At 56.8% G+C, this 19,075-nt stretch carries 13 protein-coding genes; 10 read left to right on the forward strand and 3 right to left on the reverse strand.

The window, feature by feature from the left end:
* Nucleotides 1-7: 7 nt before the first annotated feature.
* The 3 genes from thiB to thiQ are packed head-to-tail and all read left to right on the forward strand — an operon-like array spanning nt 8 to nt 3,262.
* Entirely contained in the window at nt 8-991 is a 984-nt protein-coding gene (thiB, locus tag ABGB15_RS17745) for a thiamine ABC transporter substrate binding subunit (RefSeq protein ID WP_215723322.1), read from the forward strand.
* Entirely contained in the window at nt 967-2,577 is a 1,611-nt protein-coding gene (thiP, locus tag ABGB15_RS17750; protein WP_215723323.1) for a thiamine/thiamine pyrophosphate ABC transporter permease ThiP, read from the forward strand. Before thiB ends, thiP begins: the two co-directional genes overlap by 25 nt.
* A complete protein-coding gene (gene thiQ / locus ABGB15_RS17755; RefSeq protein WP_215723324.1) occupies nt 2,561-3,262 on the forward strand; it encodes a thiamine ABC transporter ATP-binding protein ThiQ in 702 nt (233 codons plus the stop codon). Before thiP ends, thiQ begins: the two co-directional genes overlap by 17 nt.
* Before the next feature lie 43 nt (nt 3,263-3,305).
* On the opposite strand, the gene ABGB15_RS17760 is transcribed toward thiQ, so the two are convergent.
* The gene (locus ABGB15_RS17760; protein ID WP_215723325.1) at nt 3,306-4,073 is read right to left on the reverse strand and encodes a DedA family protein; all 768 of its coding nucleotides are present in this window, start codon (nt 4,071-4,073) and stop codon (nt 3,306-3,308) included.
* A 128-nt stretch (nt 4,074-4,201) separates the two neighbouring features.
* On the reverse strand, nt 4,202-5,047 hold the full coding sequence (araC, locus tag ABGB15_RS17765; protein WP_152083429.1) for an arabinose operon transcriptional regulator AraC: 846 nt from the start codon (nt 5,045-5,047) through the stop codon (nt 4,202-4,204).
* A gap of 337 nt (nt 5,048-5,384) precedes the next feature.
* Between araC and araB the strand changes: the two genes are divergently transcribed.
* The 6 genes from araB (at nt 5,385) to rluA (ending at nt 15,613) form a co-directional block, all read left to right on the forward strand.
* Nucleotides 5,385-7,094, forward strand: a complete 1,710-nt coding sequence (gene araB / locus ABGB15_RS17770; protein WP_215723326.1) for a ribulokinase — start codon at nt 5,385-5,387, stop codon at nt 7,092-7,094.
* A 10-nt stretch (nt 7,095-7,104) separates the two neighbouring features.
* Nucleotides 7,105-8,607, forward strand: coding sequence for an L-arabinose isomerase (araA, locus tag ABGB15_RS17775; protein ID WP_215723327.1), 1,503 nt, complete (start codon nt 7,105-7,107; stop codon nt 8,605-8,607).
* A gap of 89 nt (nt 8,608-8,696) precedes the next feature.
* On the forward strand, nt 8,697-9,392 hold the full coding sequence (gene araD / locus ABGB15_RS17780) for an L-ribulose-5-phosphate 4-epimerase (RefSeq protein ID WP_215723328.1): 696 nt from the start codon (nt 8,697-8,699) through the stop codon (nt 9,390-9,392).
* 155 nt (nt 9,393-9,547) lie between these two features.
* Complete coding sequence (gene polB / locus ABGB15_RS17785) at nt 9,548-11,905, forward strand: DNA polymerase II (RefSeq protein WP_215723329.1); 2,358 nt, start codon at nt 9,548-9,550, stop codon at nt 11,903-11,905.
* A gap of 129 nt (nt 11,906-12,034) precedes the next feature.
* Entirely contained in the window at nt 12,035-14,941 is a 2,907-nt protein-coding gene (gene rapA, locus ABGB15_RS17790) for an RNA polymerase-associated protein RapA (RefSeq protein ID WP_152083424.1), read from the forward strand.
* Nucleotides 14,942-14,953: 12 nt separating this feature from the next.
* Nucleotides 14,954-15,613: a bifunctional tRNA pseudouridine(32) synthase/23S rRNA pseudouridine(746) synthase RluA gene (gene rluA, locus ABGB15_RS17795; protein ID WP_215723330.1), complete on the forward strand. Its 660-nt coding sequence runs from the start codon at nt 14,954-14,956 to the stop codon at nt 15,611-15,613.
* Nucleotides 15,614-15,643: 30 nt separating this feature from the next.
* Here the strand turns inward: rluA and djlA are convergent, their stop codons facing one another.
* Entirely contained in the window at nt 15,644-16,462 is an 819-nt protein-coding gene (djlA, locus tag ABGB15_RS17800; protein ID WP_152083422.1) for a co-chaperone DjlA, read from the reverse strand.
* A 240-nt stretch (nt 16,463-16,702) separates the two neighbouring features.
* Between djlA and lptD the strand changes: the two genes are divergently transcribed.
* Nucleotides 16,703-19,054, forward strand: coding sequence for an LPS assembly protein LptD (gene lptD / locus ABGB15_RS17805; RefSeq protein ID WP_215723331.1), 2,352 nt, complete (start codon nt 16,703-16,705; stop codon nt 19,052-19,054).
* Nucleotides 19,055-19,075: the final 21 nt, after the last annotated feature.

Raw genomic sequence — 19,075 nt, forward strand, 5'->3', positions numbered from 1 at the left:
GTGCAAAGTGTTAAAAAAATGTCTTCCCCTGCTGGCGCTGTTTGCGCTGCCTGCTTTTGCTAAGCCCGTTCTGACGGTCTACACCTACGACTCCTTCTCTGCCGACTGGGGCCCAGGCCCGGTAGTGAAAAAAGCCTTCGAAGCCGACTGCAACTGCGAGCTGAGATTCGTGGCGCTGGAAGATGGCGTCTCGCTGCTTAACCGTCTGCGCATGGAAGGGAAAAACAGCAAAGCCGATGTGGTGCTTGGGCTGGATAACAACCTGCTGGAAGCGGCCTCGCAAACCAAACTGTTCGCCAAAAGCGGCGTAGCGGCAGATGCCGTTAACGTCCCTGGTGGCTGGAAAAACGATACCTTTGTCCCGTTCGATTACGGCTACTTTGCTTTCGTCTATGACAAAAATAAGCTGAAAAACCCGCCGAAAAGCCTGAAAGAGCTGGTCGAAAGCGACCAGAAATGGCGCGTGATATATGAAGATCCGCGTACCAGTACGCCTGGCTTAGGGCTGCTGTTATGGATGCAGAAAGTTTACGGAGATAACGCGCCGGAAGCATGGCAGAAACTGGCGGCCAAAACCGTGACCGTCACCAAAGGCTGGAGCGAAGCCTACGGTCTGTTTCTGAAAGGAGAAAGCGACCTGGTGCTGAGCTACACCACCTCCCCGGCCTACCACATTATCGCTGAGAAGAAAGACCACTACGCCGCCGCCAATTTTGCTGAAGGCCACTACCTTCAGGTAGAAGTGGCTGCGCGCACTGCCGCCAGTAAACAGCCGGAGCTGGCCGAGAAGTTCCTGAAATTTATGGTCTCCCCGGCGTTCCAGAATGCGATCCCGACAGGCAACTGGATGTACCCGGTGACCAACGTGACGCTGCCGGCAGGCTTCGACCAACTAACCAAACCGCAAACGTCGCTGGAATTTACGCCGCAGCAGGTCGCCACGCAGCGTGCAGCATGGGTAAGTGAATGGCAACGCGCCGTCAGCCGCTGATTCCCGGCTGGTTAATACCTGGGCTGCTCGCCGCCATCCTGATGGTGGCGGTCAGTCTGGGCGCATTTCTTGCGTTGTGGTTTAACGCGCCAGAAAGTGACGTGCCCGCACTCTGGCACGACAGTTATCTCTGGCACGTAGTTCGCTTCTCTTTCTGGCAGGCATTTCTCTCCGCGCTGCTGTCGGTGATCCCGGCCATTTTCCTCGCCAGATCGCTTTACCGCAGGCGTTTTCCCGGCAGGCAGGCGCTTCTCCGTCTGTGCGCCATGACGCTGATCCTGCCCGTTCTGGTGGCAGTGTTCGGTATTTTGAGCGTGTATGGTCGTCAGGGCTGGCTGGCCTCACTCTTTGCGTCTTTAGGTCTGGAGTGGACCTTCTCCCCCTACGGGCTGAAGGGCATTCTGCTGGCGCACATCTTTTTCAACATGCCGATGGCAACACGGCTCTTTTTGCAGGCGCTGGAGAATATCCCTGGCGAACAGCGTCAGATTGCCGCCCAACTCGGCATGCGCGGCTGGTCGTTCTTCCGTTTTGTCGAATGGCCATGGCTGCGACGTCAGATCCCGCCCGTCGCCGCGCTGATCTTCATGCTCTGCTTCGCCAGCTTTGCCACCGTGCTTTCTCTCGGCGGCGGGCCGCAGGCCACCACCATTGAGCTGGCAATTTATCAGGCGTTAAGTTACGACTATGACCCTGGCCGTGCGGCGTTGCTGGCGATGGTGCAGATGGTCTGTTGCCTTGCGCTGGTGTTGCTGAGCCAGCGATTAAGCAAAGCGATTCCACCAGGCAGCAATCAAATCGCAGGCTGGCGCGATCCGCAGGACAGCCTGCACAGCCGCATCACCGATGTTTTTCTTATCGTGCTGGCGCTGTTGCTGTTGCTCCCGCCATTGATGGCGGTCATCGTCGATGGGCTGAACCTCAATCTGGTGTCCGTGTTGCAACAGCCAGTCCTCTGGCAAGCGACCTGGACCTCGCTGCGGATTGCGCTGGCCGCCGGGTTGCTATGCGTCATACTGACCATGATGCTTTTATGGAGCAGCCGTGAACTCTATGCCCGCCACGCCCGTAAAGCCGGGCAAACGCTGGAGCTGACGGGGATGCTGATCCTGGCGATGCCGGGCATCGTCCTGGCGACGGGCTTCTTTTTACTGTTCAACAGCACCATCGGCCTGCCGGAAAACGCCGACGGCATCGTCATTTTCACCAACGCCCTGATGGCCATCCCTTACGCACTCAAAGTGCTGGAAAACCCGATGCGCGACGTGAACAACCGCTACAGTTTGCTGTGTCAGTCTCTGGGAATGCAGGGCTGGCAACGGTTAAAGGTTGTGGAGCTACGCGCCCTGAAACGCCCGCTGGCACAAGCGCTGGCGTTTGCCTGCGTGCTCTCGATCGGTGATTTTGGCGTGGTGGCGCTCTTCGGCAATGAAGATTTCCGCACGCTGCCGTTCTGGCTTTACCAGCAAATCGGCTCCTATCGCAGCCAGGACGGTGCCGTCACGGCGCTTTTACTGCTGCTGCTGTGCTTTGCGTTATTTACCGTTATCGAAAAACTTCCGGGGCGTGATGTTAAAACTGATTGATGTGACCTGGCTTTACCGGCATCTGCCGATGCGTTTTACCCTCTCCGTCCGCCAGGGTGAGATGATTGCGGTGCTTGGCCCAAGCGGCGCAGGAAAAAGCACGCTGCTCAATTTGATTGCCGGTTTTCTGCAACCGGCAAGCGGGGCGATCGTGATTGAAAACCACGACCATACCCGCACGCCGCCCGCGAAACGTCCTGTGTCGATGCTGTTTCAGGAAAACAACCTGTTTAATCATCTTACGGTTAGACAAAACATTGCCCTGGGGATGCATCCGGGACTCAAGCTGAACAATGCCCAGCGCGAAAAGCTGGAGCTCATTGCCGCGCAAATGGGGATAACCGACTTTCTCGACAGGCTGCCGGGCGAGCTTTCCGGCGGGCAACGTCAGCGTGTGGCGCTGGCGCGCTGCCTGGTGCGCGAACAACCGGTTCTGCTGCTGGATGAACCCTTCTCTGCGCTCGATCCCGCGTTACGTCAGGAAATGCTGGCATTGGTGCAGGATGTCTGCCGCCGCCAGCAGCTTACGATGCTGATGGTGTCGCACAGTATCGAAGATGCCGCACGCATCGCGCCACGTTCGGTGGTGATCGCGGAGGGGCGCATTTTATGGGATGGCGAAACAGAAGAACTGCTTAGTGGTAAAGCGGGGGCATCTTCACTGTTAGGCATTCGTGCGGTCTGATGCCCTCACCCTGACCCTCTCCCACCGGGAGAGGGAAAATACCTTAACGGCTCACCACCTTCAACAGGATCTCACCGTACACCGGCATTAGCGGATGGCGAATCAGTGCGACCAGCGCCACTACTGCCACGCCCAGCGTCAACGGCGCGAGCCACAGCAAGCGCGAGCGCGGAAGGTAGCGCGTCAGGCGATCAACATTCGCTTTTGCGCTGCGCCATAACCGCCAGCAGAGCCATACCGCCAGCCACAGCAGCAGTGCCGTTGCCAGCAACAACCACTTAAACTGGCCGCTTTGCGCATCGGCCGGGATATCAATAGCGGCACCGGCCAGAATCCCCGGCAGGAAATAGAACGGCGGCCAGAAAACACAGCCGATAATGTTCGGCACCACAAATTTCGCGACGGGCAGATCCAGCATCCCGGCCACCATCGGCACGATCGGACGCGTTGGCCCGACAAAGCGGCCCACGAGGATCGTGAACATGCTGTGCTGATGCAGCGCATGTTCGGTTTTATCCAGCAACGCTTTGTTCTTTTTCATGAACGACCAGCGGTGCAACGGTTTCTTAAAGCGCCAGCCCAGCCAGAAAGAGATCCAGTCTCCCAGTAAACAGCCGATAATCCCGGCCATCCACGCCTGCCAGAAATTAACTTCACCGCTGCCAATCAGCGCGCCCAGCCCCGCCATCATCACCGTACCGGGCAAAATCAGCCCGACCAGCGCCAGCGATTCCAGAAACGCCACCAGCGCCACGGCGATGAGCGAGTACATAACGGACTGGGTGATAAAATGTTCCAGCAATGCCTGCATAACTATTCCAGTCAGAAAACGAATCAGGGATTCTGCTTAGCGCCCTGCGCCGCGTCAAGGCATCAATTGTCTGAATAGTTTACAGGGTGCTTTCTGAGTTCACCTGTTTGTTTATCTTTTTTTACCGTTTATTCACATCCTGCACGGAATTCGCTGGGGCTGGCTCCGGTGCATTTTTTAAACACGCGTGAAAAATAGAGCTGATCTTCAAAGCCCACGTTACGCCCCACGGTGGCAATGGGCATTCGGGTGGTGCTGAGCAGCAGCTTCGCCTGGCTGATACGCTGATCCTCGCGCCAGCTCAGCACGCTGACGCCCAACTGCTGGCGGAAAAGGTGCGACAAACGTGACGGCGAGAGGCAAACATGCTGTGCAACGCTGGCGATATCAAACTGGCTGTCGGCCAGGTGATCGCTAATGTACTGGCAGGCATCACGCACGCGGTTATCCAGCGGTGGGTTGAGCGATTCGTTAATCGCCTCCATGCGGCGTAGCAGTAACTGTTCAAGCAGGTTGATCGCCAGCAGTTCGGCATAGCGCCCCCCTGCCTGCCCCGCCTCAATAATCTGCGCGAACAGCTCGCGGAACTGTGCCTGGTGAACATCATCCGGGCGATAAAAACCGGTATGGGCGAATATCGCAGGCCAGGAGAGCCACTCCTGCCAGTAGGCGCGCGGGCGGAAGTAGACCCACTGGTGATACCACTCTTTGGCCTCCGGATGGCGGCCGTAGTGGTGGATCTCCCCCGGTGGAAACAACAGCATATCGCCGGGGCGGCAGATAAACTGCTGATCGTGATTTTTAATGACCCCCTCTCCCCGCACGGTGAGGTTCAGAATATACCCTTTCATCCCCAGCGGTCGGTCAACGTAAAAATCGAGGTAACCCTCGGCTTCGATAGGGGTCAGCCCCGCCACCAGATGGGCATTAAACGAGTAGCCCGGCAGTAAGGGATCGTTTTGCGTTTCGGCCATAGATTCAATTCTCCCAACGGTCCTGAAGGAAACCAATTGTCCATATCGATAAAAGCCGTATAAAAATGGCCTGCGCAAAGATCCAAAAAGCATCACGCCTCTTTTACGTCCGCCATGATTCAGCCTTTCCCCCTGATTTCTCCGCCAGCATCGGCAGATGAGCAGTAACAAAAGTGTCTATAAGTGCGGCAGAAATGTCCACATTGAATATTTGCACAGCGTCACACTTTTCATTGCAACAGCAATTTAGTCCATAAGATTAGCGGTTCCTGCCTGACGATTTTCGCCCCCAGTCTCTAATGTTCTTTCATACCCGTTTTTCTGATGGAGCAACACCATGGCAATTGCGATTGGCCTCGATTTTGGCAGCGACTCGGTTCGCGCACTGGCAGTGGACTGTACGTCCGGCCAGGAGATAGCAACCAGCGTTGAGTGGTATCCGCGCTGGCAAGAGGGGCGCTACTGCGATGCGCCAAACAACCAGTTCCGCCACCATCCGCGTGATTACATTGAGTCGATGGAAGCGGCGATCAAAACCGTGCTGGCAGAACTGACTGACGCACAGCGTGCTGAGATTGTCGGCATTGGCGTCGACAGTACCGGCTCAACGCCTGCGCCAGTTGATGCGGAAGGTCGCGTGCTGGCGTTGCGCCCTGAATTTGCCGACAACCCGAACGCCATGTTCGTGCTGTGGAAAGACCATACCGCCGTGGAGGAGGCCGAGGCCATCACCCGTCTGTGCCATCAGCCGGGCAAAACTGACTACTCGCGCTACATCGGCGGGATCTACTCCAGCGAGTGGTTCTGGGCCAAGATCCTGCACGTTACCCGTGCGGACGCCTCGGTTGCACAGGCGGCCGCATCCTGGATTGAGCTGTGCGACTGGGTTCCGGCGCTGCTCTCCGGGACCACTCGCCCACAGGACATCCGCCGTGGCCGCTGTAGCGCCGGGCATAAATCCCTGTGGCATGAAAGCTGGGGCGGCCTGCCTCCGGCAACGTTCTTCGATGACCTCGATCCGATCATCAACAAAAGCCTGAAATATCCGCTGTTTACCGACACCTTCACCGCCGATATCCCGGTTGGTACGCTCTGTAAAGAGTGGGCAACGCGACTGGGCCTGCCGCAGAACGTGGCGATTTCGGGTGGCGCGTTTGACTGCCATATGGGCGCGGTCGGCGCGGGCGCTCAGCCCAATACCCTGGTGAAAGTCATCGGCACGTCTACCTGCGACATTCTGACGGCGGATAAAACGACCGTCGGTGACCGTGCGGTGAAAGGCATCTGCGGCCAGGTGGACGGCAGCGTGGTGCCGGACTTTATCGGCCTGGAAGCCGGTCAGTCCGCGTTTGGCGATATCTACGCCTGGTTTGGCCGCGTGCTCGGCTGGCCGCTGGACCAGCTGGCGGCGGCGCATCCTGAACTGAAAAACCAGATTGCCGACAGCAAAAAACAGCTTCTGCCGCAGCTCACCGAAGCCTGGGCAAAAAATCCGTCACTCGATCACCTCCCGGTGGTGCTGGACTGGTTTAACGGTCGCCGCACGCCGTTTGCCAACCAGCGCCTGAAAGGGGTCATTACCGATCTCAACCTGGCAACCGATGCGCCTGCGCTGTTTGGTGGCCTGATTGCGGCTACCGCATTCGGCGCACGCGCCATTATGGAGTGCTTCACCGGGCAAGGTATCGACGTAAACAACGTGATGGCGCTGGGCGGTATCGCCCGCAAAAACCCGGTGATCATGCAGGCTTGCTGTGACGTGCTGAACCGTCCGCTGCAGATTGTGGCTTCCGATCAGTGCTGTGCGCTGGGTGCCGCAATTTTCGCTGCCGTGGCCGCAGGCGTCCATGCGGATATCCCCACCGCGCAGCAACATATGGCAAGCGCCGTCGAAAGCACCCTCCAGCCGCGTGCTCAGCAGGCGCAACGCTTTGAACAGCTTTATCAGCGCTACCAGCAATGGGCAAAAAGCGCCGAGCTTCACTATCTCCCTGTCGCCGCCCCGGCCAAAAGCACCGCGGACACTACGGCAACCCTGACTCATTAAGGACACGATAATGACCATTTTTAATAATTATGAAGTGTGGTTTGTGATTGGCAGCCAGCATCTGTACGGACCGGAAGCGCTGCAGCAGGTAACGAAACACGCAGAGCACGTGGTTAACGCGCTGAACGCAGAAGCCAAACTGCCGTGCAAGCTGGTACTGAAACCGCTCGGCACCACGCCGGATGAGATCACTCACATCTGCCGCGATGCGAACTACGATGATAAATGCGCCGGCCTGGTGGTGTGGCTGCACACCTTCTCTCCGGCCAAAATGTGGATCAACGGACTGTCGATCCTCAACAAACCGCTGCTGCAGTTCCATACCCAGTTCAACGCCTCCCTGCCGTGGGACAGCATCGACATGGACTTTATGAACCTGAACCAGACCGCACACGGCGGCCGTGAGTTCGGCTTCATTGGCGCGCGTATGCGCCAGCAGCACGCCGTGGTGACCGGCCACTGGCAGGATCAGCATGCGCAAAAACGCATCGGCTCCTGGATGCGTCAGGCGGTCTCTAAGCAGGACACCCGCCACCTGAAAGTGGTGCGTTTTGGCGACAACATGCGTGAAGTGGCGGTCACCGACGGCGATAAAGTCGCCGCGCAGATCAAGTTCGGCTTCTCGGTGAACACCTGGGCCGTGGGCGATCTGGTGCAGGTGGTCAATGACATCAGCGAGGGCGACGTGAGCGCGCTGGTCGATGAGTATGAAAGCAGCTACCGCCTGACGCCCGCAGCACAAATCAACGGTGATAAGCGCCAGAACGTGCTGGATGCGGCGCGCATCGAGCTGGGTATGAAGCGCTTCCTGGAACAGGGCGGTTTCCACGCCTTCACCACCACATTTGAAGATCTTCACGGCCTGAAACAGCTGCCGGGCCTGGCAGTACAACGTCTGATGCAGCAGGGTTACGGCTTTGCGGGCGAAGGCGACTGGAAAACTGCCGCTCTGCTTCGCATCATGAAGGTGATGTCAACCGGTCTGCAGGGCGGCACCTCCTTTATGGAGGACTACACCTACCACTTCGAGAACGGCAACGATCTGGTGCTCGGCTCGCACATGCTGGAAGTGTGTCCTTCTATTGCCGTCGAAGAGAAACCGATCCTCGACGTGCAGTACCTCGGCATTGGCGGGAAAGCCGACCCGGCGCGTCTGATCTTCAACACCCGTACCGGCCCGGCTATCAACGCCAGTCTGATTGACCTGGGCGATCGTTTCCGCCTGCTGGTGAACTGTGTGGATGCGGTTGAAACGCCACATTCCCTGCCAAAACTGCCGGTCGCCAACGCCCTGTGGAAAGCGCAGCCAGACCTGCCAACCGCGTCAGAAGCCTGGATTGTGGCTGGTGGCGCGCACCACACCGTGTTTAGCCACGCGCTGGATCTGAACGACATGCGTCAGTTCGCCGAGCTGCACGACATCGAGCTGACCGTGATTGATAACGATACCCGCCTGCCCGCCTTTAAAGACGCGCTGCGCTGGAATGAAGTCTATTACGGTTCAAAACGCTAAAGCACGGAATGCCCGGTGGCACTGCGTTTACCGGGCCTACGATCCTGTAGGCCAGATAAGCGAAGCGCCATCCGGCACTGGAGACAACAATGTTAGAAGAGCTCAAACGTCAGGTACTCGAAGCCAACCTGGCGCTGCCAAAACATAACCTTGTGACCCTCACCTGGGGTAACGTCAGCGCCGTTGACCGGGAAAAAGGCGTGTTCGTGATCAAGCCTTCGGGCGTGGATTACACGGTAATGACCGCAGACGATATGGTGGTAGTCAGCATCGAGACGGGTGAAGTGGTCGAAGGCAACAAAAAACCTTCCTCCGATACGCCGACTCATCGCCTGCTGTATCAGTCATTCCCGACCATCGGCGGCATCGTACATACCCATTCGCGTCACGCGACCATCTGGGCGCAGGCAGGGCAGCCCATCCCCGCTACCGGCACCACGCATGCGGACTACTTCTACGGCACCATTCCCTGCACGCGTTTGATGACCGATGCGGAGATCAACGGTGAGTACGAGTGGGAAACGGGTAACGTGATTGTCGAAACCTTCGAAAAGCAGGGTATCGACGCGGCGCAGATGCCCGGCGTGCTGGTACATTCTCACGGCCCGTTTGCCTGGGGTAAAAACGCGGAAGACGCGGTGCATAACGCCATCGTGCTCGAAGAAGTCGCCTATATGGGGATCTTCTGCCGCCAGTTGGCACCGCAGTTGCCAGATATGCAGCAAACCCTGCTGGATAAGCATTACCTGCGCAAGCACGGCGCGAAGGCCTATTACGGGCAGTAGATCATCGCCCGGTGGCGCTGCGTTACCGGGCCTGCGGGATCTGTAGGCCGGATAAGCGCAGCGTCATCCGGCAAAACCGGCACTGTATAAAACCCCAGCAAAATACCCTTAACCAGGCTATAATCAGGCCTGGTTTTGTTTTATGGGATAACGGCGTGACGCAGGCGCAAGAAGGCTTTTTACTGACCCGACACTGGCGGGATACCCCTCAGGGCACCGAGGTTGAATTCTGGCTGGCAACGGACAACGGCCCGCTAAACGTTACGCTGCCGCCGCAGGAATCCGTGGCGTTTATTCCTGAAGCTCACGTCGAGAAAGTGAAGCAGCTCCTGCGCGGCGAAAATCACTGGCGCGTTACCCCGCTTGCGCTGAAAGATTTCCACCGCCAGCCGGTATACGGCCTGTACTGTCGCGCCCATCGCCAGCTGATGCGCTATGAAAAATTGCTGCGCGAAGCGGGCGTCACGCTCTATGAAGCCGATATTCGCCCGCCGGAGCGTTTCCTGATGGAGCGGTTTATCACCGCGCCCGTCTGGGTCGATGGCACCGCACAAAATGGCAGGATCGTAAATGCACGCCTGAAGCCCAGCCCGCACTACCGCCCGCCGCTGAAATGGGTGTCGCTGGATATCGAAACCACCCGCCACGGCGAGCTTTACTGCATCGGTCTGGAAGGCTGCGGCGATCGGGTTGTCTATATGCTCGGGCCGCCAAACGGCGATGCGTCCGCGCTGGATTTCCGGCTTGAATACGTAAACAGCCGCCCGCAACTGCTGGAAAAACTTAACCAGTGGTTTGCCGACTACGATCCGGACGTGCTGATCGGCTGGAACGTGGTGCAGTTCGACCTCCGCGTGCTGCAAAAACACGCCGAGCGTTACCGTATTCCACTGATGCTGGGGCGCGGCAATAGCGAGCTGGAGTGGCGTGAGCACGGCTTTAAAAACGGTGTGTTCTTCGCGCAGGCCAATGGTCGGCTGATTATCGACGGCATCGAGGCGCTGAAATCCGCGTTCTGGAACTTCTCCTCTTTCTCGCTGGAAGCGGTGGCGCAGGAGCTGCTTGGCGAGGGCAAATCCATCGACAACCCGTGGGACAGAATGGACGAGATCGACCGGCGCTTTAACGAAGACAAACCGGCGCTCGCCACCTATAACCTGAAAGATTGCGAGCTGGTCACGCAGATTTTCCACAAAACCGAGATCATGCCGTTCCTGCTGGAGCGCGCCACGGTGAACGGCCTGGCAGCAGACAGGCATGGCGGTTCTGTCGCGGCGTTCAGCCATCTCTATTTCCCGCGTATGCACCGGGCGGGTTATGTTGCCCCCAATCTGGGTGATGTGCCGCCACAGGCCAGCCCCGGCGGCTATGTGATGGATTCCCGTCCGGGGCTGTATGACTCTGTACTGGTACTGGATTATAAAAGCCTCTACCCGTCGATTATCCGTACCTTCCTCATCGATCCGGTGGGGCTGGTGGAAGGCATGGCGCAGCCGGATGACGCACACAGCACCGAAGGCTTTCTCGGCGCGCGCTTCTCACGTGAAAGACACTGCCTGCCGGAGATCGTGGGGCAAATCTGGCACGGTCGCGACGAGGCGAAAAGGCATGGCAACAAGCCGCTGTCGCAGGCGCTGAAAATCATCATGAACGCCTTTTACGGCGTGCTGGGCACCAGCGCCTGCCGCTTTTTTGATCCGCGTCTGGCGTCGTCCATCACCATGCGCGGGCACGACATCATGCGCCAGACCAAAGCACTGATTGAATCTCAGGGTTATGACGTTATTTATGGCGATACCGACTCTACGTTTGTGTGGCTGAAAGGCACCCACTCCGAAGAGGATGCCGCGCGAATCGGTAAAGCGCTGGTCGCTTTCGTGAACGACTGGTGGCGCGAAAATTTGCAAAAAGAGCGGTTAACCAGCGCGTTAGAACTGGAATTTGAAACCCATTTCGCCCGCTTTTTAATGCCGACCATTCGCGGCACCGATCAGGGCAGTAAAAAGCGCTATGCAGGGCTGATTCAGGAAGGTGATAAACAGCGGATGGTGTTTAAAGGACTGGAGACAGTACGCACCGACTGGACCCCGCTGGCGCAGCAGTTCCAGCAAACGCTCTATCTGCGCGTGTTCCGCAATGAGCCTTATCAGGACTACGTGCGCGAAACCATTGCCAGCCTGATGGCCGGTGAGCTGGATGACCAACTGGTGTATCGCAAACGCCTGCGCCGTCCGCTGGCGGAGTATCAGCGTAACGTGCCGCCGCACGTGCGCGCCGCGCGCCTGGCCGATGACGAGAACGTGCGCCGTGGCCGTGCGCCGCAGTATCAAAACCGTGGCACCATCAAATATGTCTGGACCACCAGCGGCCCGGAACCCGTTGATTATCAACACTCGCCGCTCGATTACGATCACTACCTGACGCGTCAGCTTCAGCCAGTCGCGGAGGGAATTTTACCGTTCATTGACGATGACTTTGCTACACTAGTGACAGGGCAACTTGGCCTATTTTGACGCGTGACGAAATCGCTGCCATCCAGTACCATAGCGCCCTTTCCATTCCCGGACCCATTTTTCGATGACCGTCTTTTTTCGACGGTGGTCGAACTATTGCCTGCAATTAAAGATTAGAGCCGAACACATATGCCTTTTACACTTGGTCAACGCTGGATCAGCGATACAGAAAGCGAACTTGGATTAGGAACCGTGGTTGCGGTAGACGCACGTATGGTTACGCTCCTTTTCCCTGCCACCGGTGAAAACCGCCTGTACGCTCGCAATGACTCCCCTGTAACCCGCGTGATGTTCAATCCGGGAGACACCGTGACCAGCCACGACGGCTGGCAGCTCAAGGTTGAAGACGTAAAAGAAGAGAATGGACTGCTCGCCTACATTGGTACGCGTCTGGACACTGACGAAGCCAATGTCATCCTGCGTGAAGTGCTGCTCGACAGCAAACTGGTCTTCAGTAAACCGCAGGACCGCCTGTTTGCCGGGCAAATCGACCGTATGGATCGCTTCTCCCTGCGCTATCGCGCGCGTAAGTTCCAGAGCGAACAGTACCGCATGCCGTGGAGCGGCCTGCGCGGCCAGCGCACCAGCCTGATCCCCCACCAGTTGAATATCGCCCATGATGTGGGCCGTCGCCACGCGCCGCGCGTGCTGCTGGCCGACGAAGTGGGCCTGGGGAAAACCATTGAAGCGGGGATGATCCTGCATCAACAGCTGCTCTCTGGCGCGGCTGAGCGTGTACTCATTGTTGTTCCTGAAACCCTGCAGCACCAGTGGCTGGTCGAGATGCTGCGCCGCTTTAACCTGCGCTTCTCCCTGTTCGACGACGAGCGCTATGCCGAAGCGCAGCACGACGCCGACAACCCGTTTGAAACCGAACAGCTGGTGATCTGCTCTCTGGACTTCGTGCGTCGCAGCAAACAGCGCCTTGAGCATCTGTGCGATGCCGAATGGGATCTGATGGTGGTCGACGAAGCGCACCACCTGGTCTGGAGCGAAGATGCGCCAAGCCGCGAATACATGGCGATCGAGCAGCTTGCCGGGCGTGTGCCAGGCGTCCTGCTGCTGACCGCTACGCCGGAGCAGTTGGGTCTGGAGAGCCACTTCGCCCGTCTGCGCCTGCTCGATCCAAACCGTTTCCATGATTTCGAGCAGTTTGTTGAAGAGCAGAAAAACTACCGTCCGGTTGCCGATGCCGTCGCGCTGCTGCTGGCGGGCAACCGCCTTTCTAATGACGAACTGAACACCCTGAGCGATCTGATTGGCGAGCAGGATATTGAGCCTCTGCTGCAGGCGGCCAACAGCGATAGCGATAACGCGGAGTCCGCGCGTAAAGAGCTTATCGACATGCTGATGGATCGCCACGGCACCAGCCGCGTGCTGTTCCGTAACACCCGTAACGGTGTGAAAGGCTTCCCGAAACGCGAGCTGCACACCATCAAGCTGCCGTTGCCGACCCAGTATCAGACGGCGATTAAGGTCTCCGGCATTATGGGTGCGCGTAAATCCGCGGAAGAGCGCGCGCGCGACATGCTCTACCCGGAACAGATTTATCAGGAATTTGAAGGCGATACCGGCACCTGGTGGAACTTCGACCCGCGCGTGGAGTGGCTGATGGGCTATCTCACCGCGCACCGTTCTCAGAAGGTACTGGTGATCTGCGCCAAAGCCGCCACCGCGCTGCAGCTGGAACAGGTTCTGCGCGAACGCGAAGGTATTCGCGCTGCCGTGTTCCACGAAGGGATGTCCATCGTTGAGCGCGACCGTGCAGCGGCCTGGTTCGGTGAAGAGGACAGCGGCGCGCAGGTTCTGCTGTGTTCTGAAATCGGCTCTGAAGGCCGTAACTTCCAGTTCGCCAGCAACCTGGTGATGTTCGATCTGCCGTTTAACCCGGACCTGCTGGAGCAGCGTATCGGTCGTCTGGATCGTATTGGTCAGGCGCATGATATTCAGATCCACGTCCCTTACCTGGAAAAAACCGCCCAGTCCGTTCTGGTGCGCTGGTTCCATGAAGGCCTGGACGCATTTGAACACACCTGCCCGACGGGCCGCACCATTTACGATCAGGTCCATGGCGATCTGATCGGTTACCTGGCTGCGCCAGAAAATACCGACGGCTTTGACGAGCTGATCAAATCCTGCCGCGAGAAACATGATGCACTGAAAGCGCAGCTGGAACAGGGCCGTGACCGCCTGCTGGAGATCCACTCCAACGGTGGGGAGAAAGCGCAGGCACTGGCTGAAAGCATTGAAGAACAAGATGATGACACCAGCCTGATCAGCTTCTCGATGAACCTCTTCGACATCGTCGGGATCAACCAGGATGACCGTGGCGAGAACATGATCGTGTTGACGCCGTCCGATCATATGCTGGTGCCAGATTTCCCAGGCCTGCCGGAAGATGGCTGCACCATTACCTTTGAACGTGATGTGGCGCTGTCCCGCGAAGACGCGCAGTTTATTACCTGGGAACATCCGCTGATCCGTAACGGTCTGGATCTGATCCTCTCTGGCGACACTGGCAGCAGCACCATCTCGCTGCTGAAAAACAAGGCGCTGCCAGTGGGTACGCTGCTGGTTGAGCTGATCTACGTTGTGGAGGCCCAGGCACCTAAACAGCTGCAGCTCACCCGCTTCCTGCCGCCAACGCCGGTGCGTCTGCTGCTGGACAAAAACGGCACCAACCTCGCCGGACAAGTCGAGTTCGAGAGCTTCAACCGCCAACTGAGCGCAGTGAACCGTCATACCGGCAGTAAACTGGTCAACGCAGTACAGCAGGACGTGCATGCCATTCTGCAACTGGGTGAAAACCAGATTGAAAAAGCCGCCCGCACGCTGATTGATGCTGCGCGCAACGAAGCCGACGAAAAACTTTCAGCAGAGCTTTCTCGTCTGGAAGCGTTAAAAGCGGTGAACCCGAACATCCGTGACGATGAGCTGGCCGCGATTGAAAGCAACCGTCAGCAGGTGCTGGAAAGTCTGGACCAGGCTGGCTGGCGTCTGGATGCCCTGCGTCTTATCGTTGTGACGCATCAGTAAGCGGAGCGCAAGATGGTAATGGAGCCCTACAATCCCCCTCAGGAACCCTGGCTGGTCATCCTGTATCAGGATGAACATATTATGGTGGTCAATAAGCCGAGCGGCCTGTTGTCCGTGCCTGGGCGTCTTGAGGAACATAAAGACAGCGTGATGACGCGTATTCAGCGCGATTATCCGCAAGCTGAATCTGTCCATCGCCTCGACATGGCAACCAGCGGCGTGATTGTGGTGGCTCTGAATAAAGCGGCAGAACGCGAACTGAAGCGTCAGTTCCGTGAGCGTGAGCCGAAAAAGCAGTACGTCGCGCGCGTATGGGGACACCCGGAAAACGAAGAAGGTCTGGTGGATTTACCGCTGATTTGCGACTGGCCGAACCGGCCAAAGCAAAAAGTCTGCTATGAAACCGGTAAGGCGGCGCAAACCGAGTATCAGGTACTGGAGTATGCGCCGGATAACACCGCGCGCGTCCTGCTTAAGCCCATTACCGGGCGCTCGCATCAGTTGCGTGTGCATATGCTCGCAATGGGTCATCCCATTCTGGGCGATCGCTTTTATGCCCCCCCGGAAGCGCTGGCGTTAGCGCCGCGCCTGCAGCTTCATGCTCAGACGCTGACCATTACCCATCCAGTTTTCGGCAACGCGATGACGTTTAACGCGCTGGCGGACTTCTAAAAAAATGGCCCGAATCATCGGGCCATTTTTCTATTTAAAACCTTTCTGCTCTTTTATAAGCTCGTAGGCTTTCTGAATTTCCTGCGCTTTTTGCTTCGCCATCTCCATCATCTCTGGCGGTAAGCCTTTTGCTACCAGTTTATCCGGGTGATGTTCGCTCATTAGCTTACGATAGGCACGTTTAATGGTTGTGGCATCATCGGAGGGCTTCACGCCAAGCACATTGCAGGCGTCTTCCAGCGTCGGGCCACGCTGCGTCTGCTGCCAGCCGCCACCGGAGGATTGCTGTTGCTGGTAGCCACCGCCAAACTGTGCGCCGCCCTGCATCATGCGCAGGAACTGGTCGAACTGCATGCGGGAGATCCCCAGCTCTTCAGCAATGACGTATAAAACATCCCGTTCATTAGGATGAAGTGAACCGTCAGCGAAGGCCGCCTGAATCTGGATCTCCAGAAACATCCGAATTAAATCAAAACGTCCGAAGCAGATGCTGCGGAACTGGCGCATTTTTTCACGCAGCGGATAGTTATCAGCTTTACCGATACGAAACGCGTTCTGCGCTGCCACGCGAGACTCGCCGTGCAGGTTCATACGATCCATAAACACGCTGGCGATCTGAATATCGGCTTCGGTGACGCGCCCTTTTGATTTAGTTAAATGCCCCATCACCTCGAAGGTAGTGGAGAAAAAGAGGGACTGACGCTCGCGCTGGTTGGCGAACCACGCCATTTTGCGGCTACGTGCTTTATCAAACATATGGCCGATAATGAGGCCGAGTACGATCCCCCAGAACCCGGCTCCCATCATTATTGCGAACGCAACGCCAATTATTTTACCCCAATACTGCATATACTCCCCGAATAATCATGTTCCTGGTTCGACGTAACGCCATCATTACAGTGGTCGAGCCACGGTCAATTGAGGGACATCGCCTATAATTTGCATTATCATACTCGTCATTCGATAGCGAGCCTAACACTCTGGCACGCAAACGGGCAGGATTAACGCTGGCACTGCGATGATGAGTAAGATAGTCTCTGAGCGTTTGTAAGCCGTAGCCACTGATGACGGAACACTAAAATACAACGTATGAAAAAACGTATCCCCACCCTCCTGGCCACAATGATTGGCTCCGCCCTGTATAGCCACCAGGGGCTGGCAGCCGATCTCGCCTCGCAGTGTATGCTTGGCGTCCCAAGCTACAATCGCCCACTGGTGAAAGGCGATACCAATGACTTGCCGATCACCATCAACGCCGACAGCGCAAAAGGTAATTATCCTGACAATGCCACCTTTACGGGCAGCGTTGATATTAACCAGGGCAACAGCCGCCTGCAGGCAGATGAAGTGCAATTGCACCAGAAGCAACCGGAAGGTGCGGCCGAGCCTGTGCGTACGGTCGATGCGCTGGGTAATGTGCACTATGACGACAATCAGGTCATCCTGAAAGGTCCGAAAGCCTGGTCAAACCTGAACACTAAAGATACTAACGTCTGGGAAGGTGACTACCAGATGGTAGGCCGTCAGGGGCGTGGTAACGCAGATCTGATGAAACAGCGCGGCGAAAACCGCTATACGATTCTGGAAAATGGCTCGTTCACGTCGTGTCTGCCGGGGTCAAATACCTGGAGCGTGGTGGGAAGTGAAGTTATCCACGACCGTGAAGAGCAGGTTGCGGAGATCTGGAACGCCCGGTTCAAACTCGGCCCGGTGCCTGTTTTCTACAGCCCTTACCTGCAGCTTCCGGTGGGCGATAAACGTCGCTCAGGCTTCCTGATCCCGAATGCCAAGTACAGCACCTCAAACTACTTTGAGTTCTACCTGCCGTACTACTGGAACATCGCGCCCAACATGGACGCGACCATCACGCCACACTATATCCACAAGCGTGGCAACGTCATGTGGGAGAACGAGTTCCGTTACCTGACCCAGGCGGGTACAGGCCTGATGGAGCTGGATTACCTGCCGTCAGATAAAGTCTTCCAGGATGAGCATCCGACCGAAGGTGATAAACACCGTTGGCTTTACTACTGGCGTCACGCTGGCGTAATGGATCAGGTCTGGCGTTTTAACGTCGACTACACCAAAGTCAGCGATCCGTACTACTTCAACGACTTTGACACAAAATATGGTTCCAGTACGGACGGTTATGCCACGCAAAAATTCAGCGTCGGCTACGCTATTCAGAACTTTAACGCCACGGTATCGACCAAGCAGTTCCAGGTCTTTAGCAACCAGACGAGAAGCACTTACGGCGCAGAGCCGCAACTGGATGTTAACTGGTATCAGAATGACGTAGGTCCGTTTGATACCCGTGTTTACGGTCAGGCGGTCCATTTTGTTAATACCAATTCGGACATGCCGGAAGCAACGCGTCTTCACCTTGAGCCAACGATCAGCCTGCCGGTATCTAACGACTGGGCAAGCCTGAATACAGAAGCCAAAGTGATGGCGACCCACTACCAGCAAAAAAATCTCGACTGGTACAACAATCGCTACGGTACCGATCTTGAAGAGTCGGTTAACCGTGTCCTCCCGCAGTTTAAGATGGACGGCAAGCTGATCTTCGAACGCGATATGAATCTTTTAGCGGATGGATATACCCAGACGCTCGAACCACGTATGCAGTATCTGTACGTGCCTTATCGCGATCAAAGCAAAATTCAGAACTACGACTCCTCTTTCCTGCAGTCTGACTATAGCGGCCTGTTCCGCGACCGCACCTATGGTGGTCTTGACCGTATTGCCTCCGCTAACCAGTTAACGACTGGCGTCACATCGCGCGTTTATGATGACGCTGCCGTTGAACGTTTTAACGTTTCTGTTGGTCAAATCTACTATTTCACCGAGTCTCGTACCGGTGATGACGACATTAACTGGGAGAAAGACAACAAAACGGGATCACTGGTGTGGGCAGGTGACACCTACTGGCGTATGGCCGACCGGTGGGGCTTACGTGGCGGTGCGCAGTACGATACGCGACTCAATAATGTCGCCACGAGCAGTGCTGCCGTTGAATATCGCCGCGATGAAGATCGCCTGGTGCAGTTGACGTACCGTTATGCCAGCCCGGAATATATTCAGGCAACACTGCCAAACTATGCCACTGCAGAACAGTACAAAGACGGGATTTCGCAGGTGGGTGGAGCAGCAAGCTGGCCAATCGCCGATCGCTGGTCAATCGTAGGTGCTTACTACTTTGACACCAACACCAGTAAACCTGCCGACCAGATGTTAGGTCTGCAATATAACTCCTGCTGTTATGCGATTCGTGTCGGCTATGAACGTAAGCTGAACGGCTGGGATACTGACAACAATCAGAGCAAATACGATAACGTGATTGGCTTTAATGTCGAGTTGCGCGGCCTGAGTTCCAACTATGGTCTGGGCACGCAGCAGATGCTGCGCTCGAACATTCTGCCGTACCGCAGTTCCTTGTAATGTGCTTGATTTACAACGTAA

This window comes from Enterobacter sp. MALB-1 (assembly GCF_041021625.1).
Lineage (GTDB): Bacteria > Pseudomonadota > Gammaproteobacteria > Enterobacterales > Enterobacteriaceae > Enterobacter > Enterobacter oligotrophicus.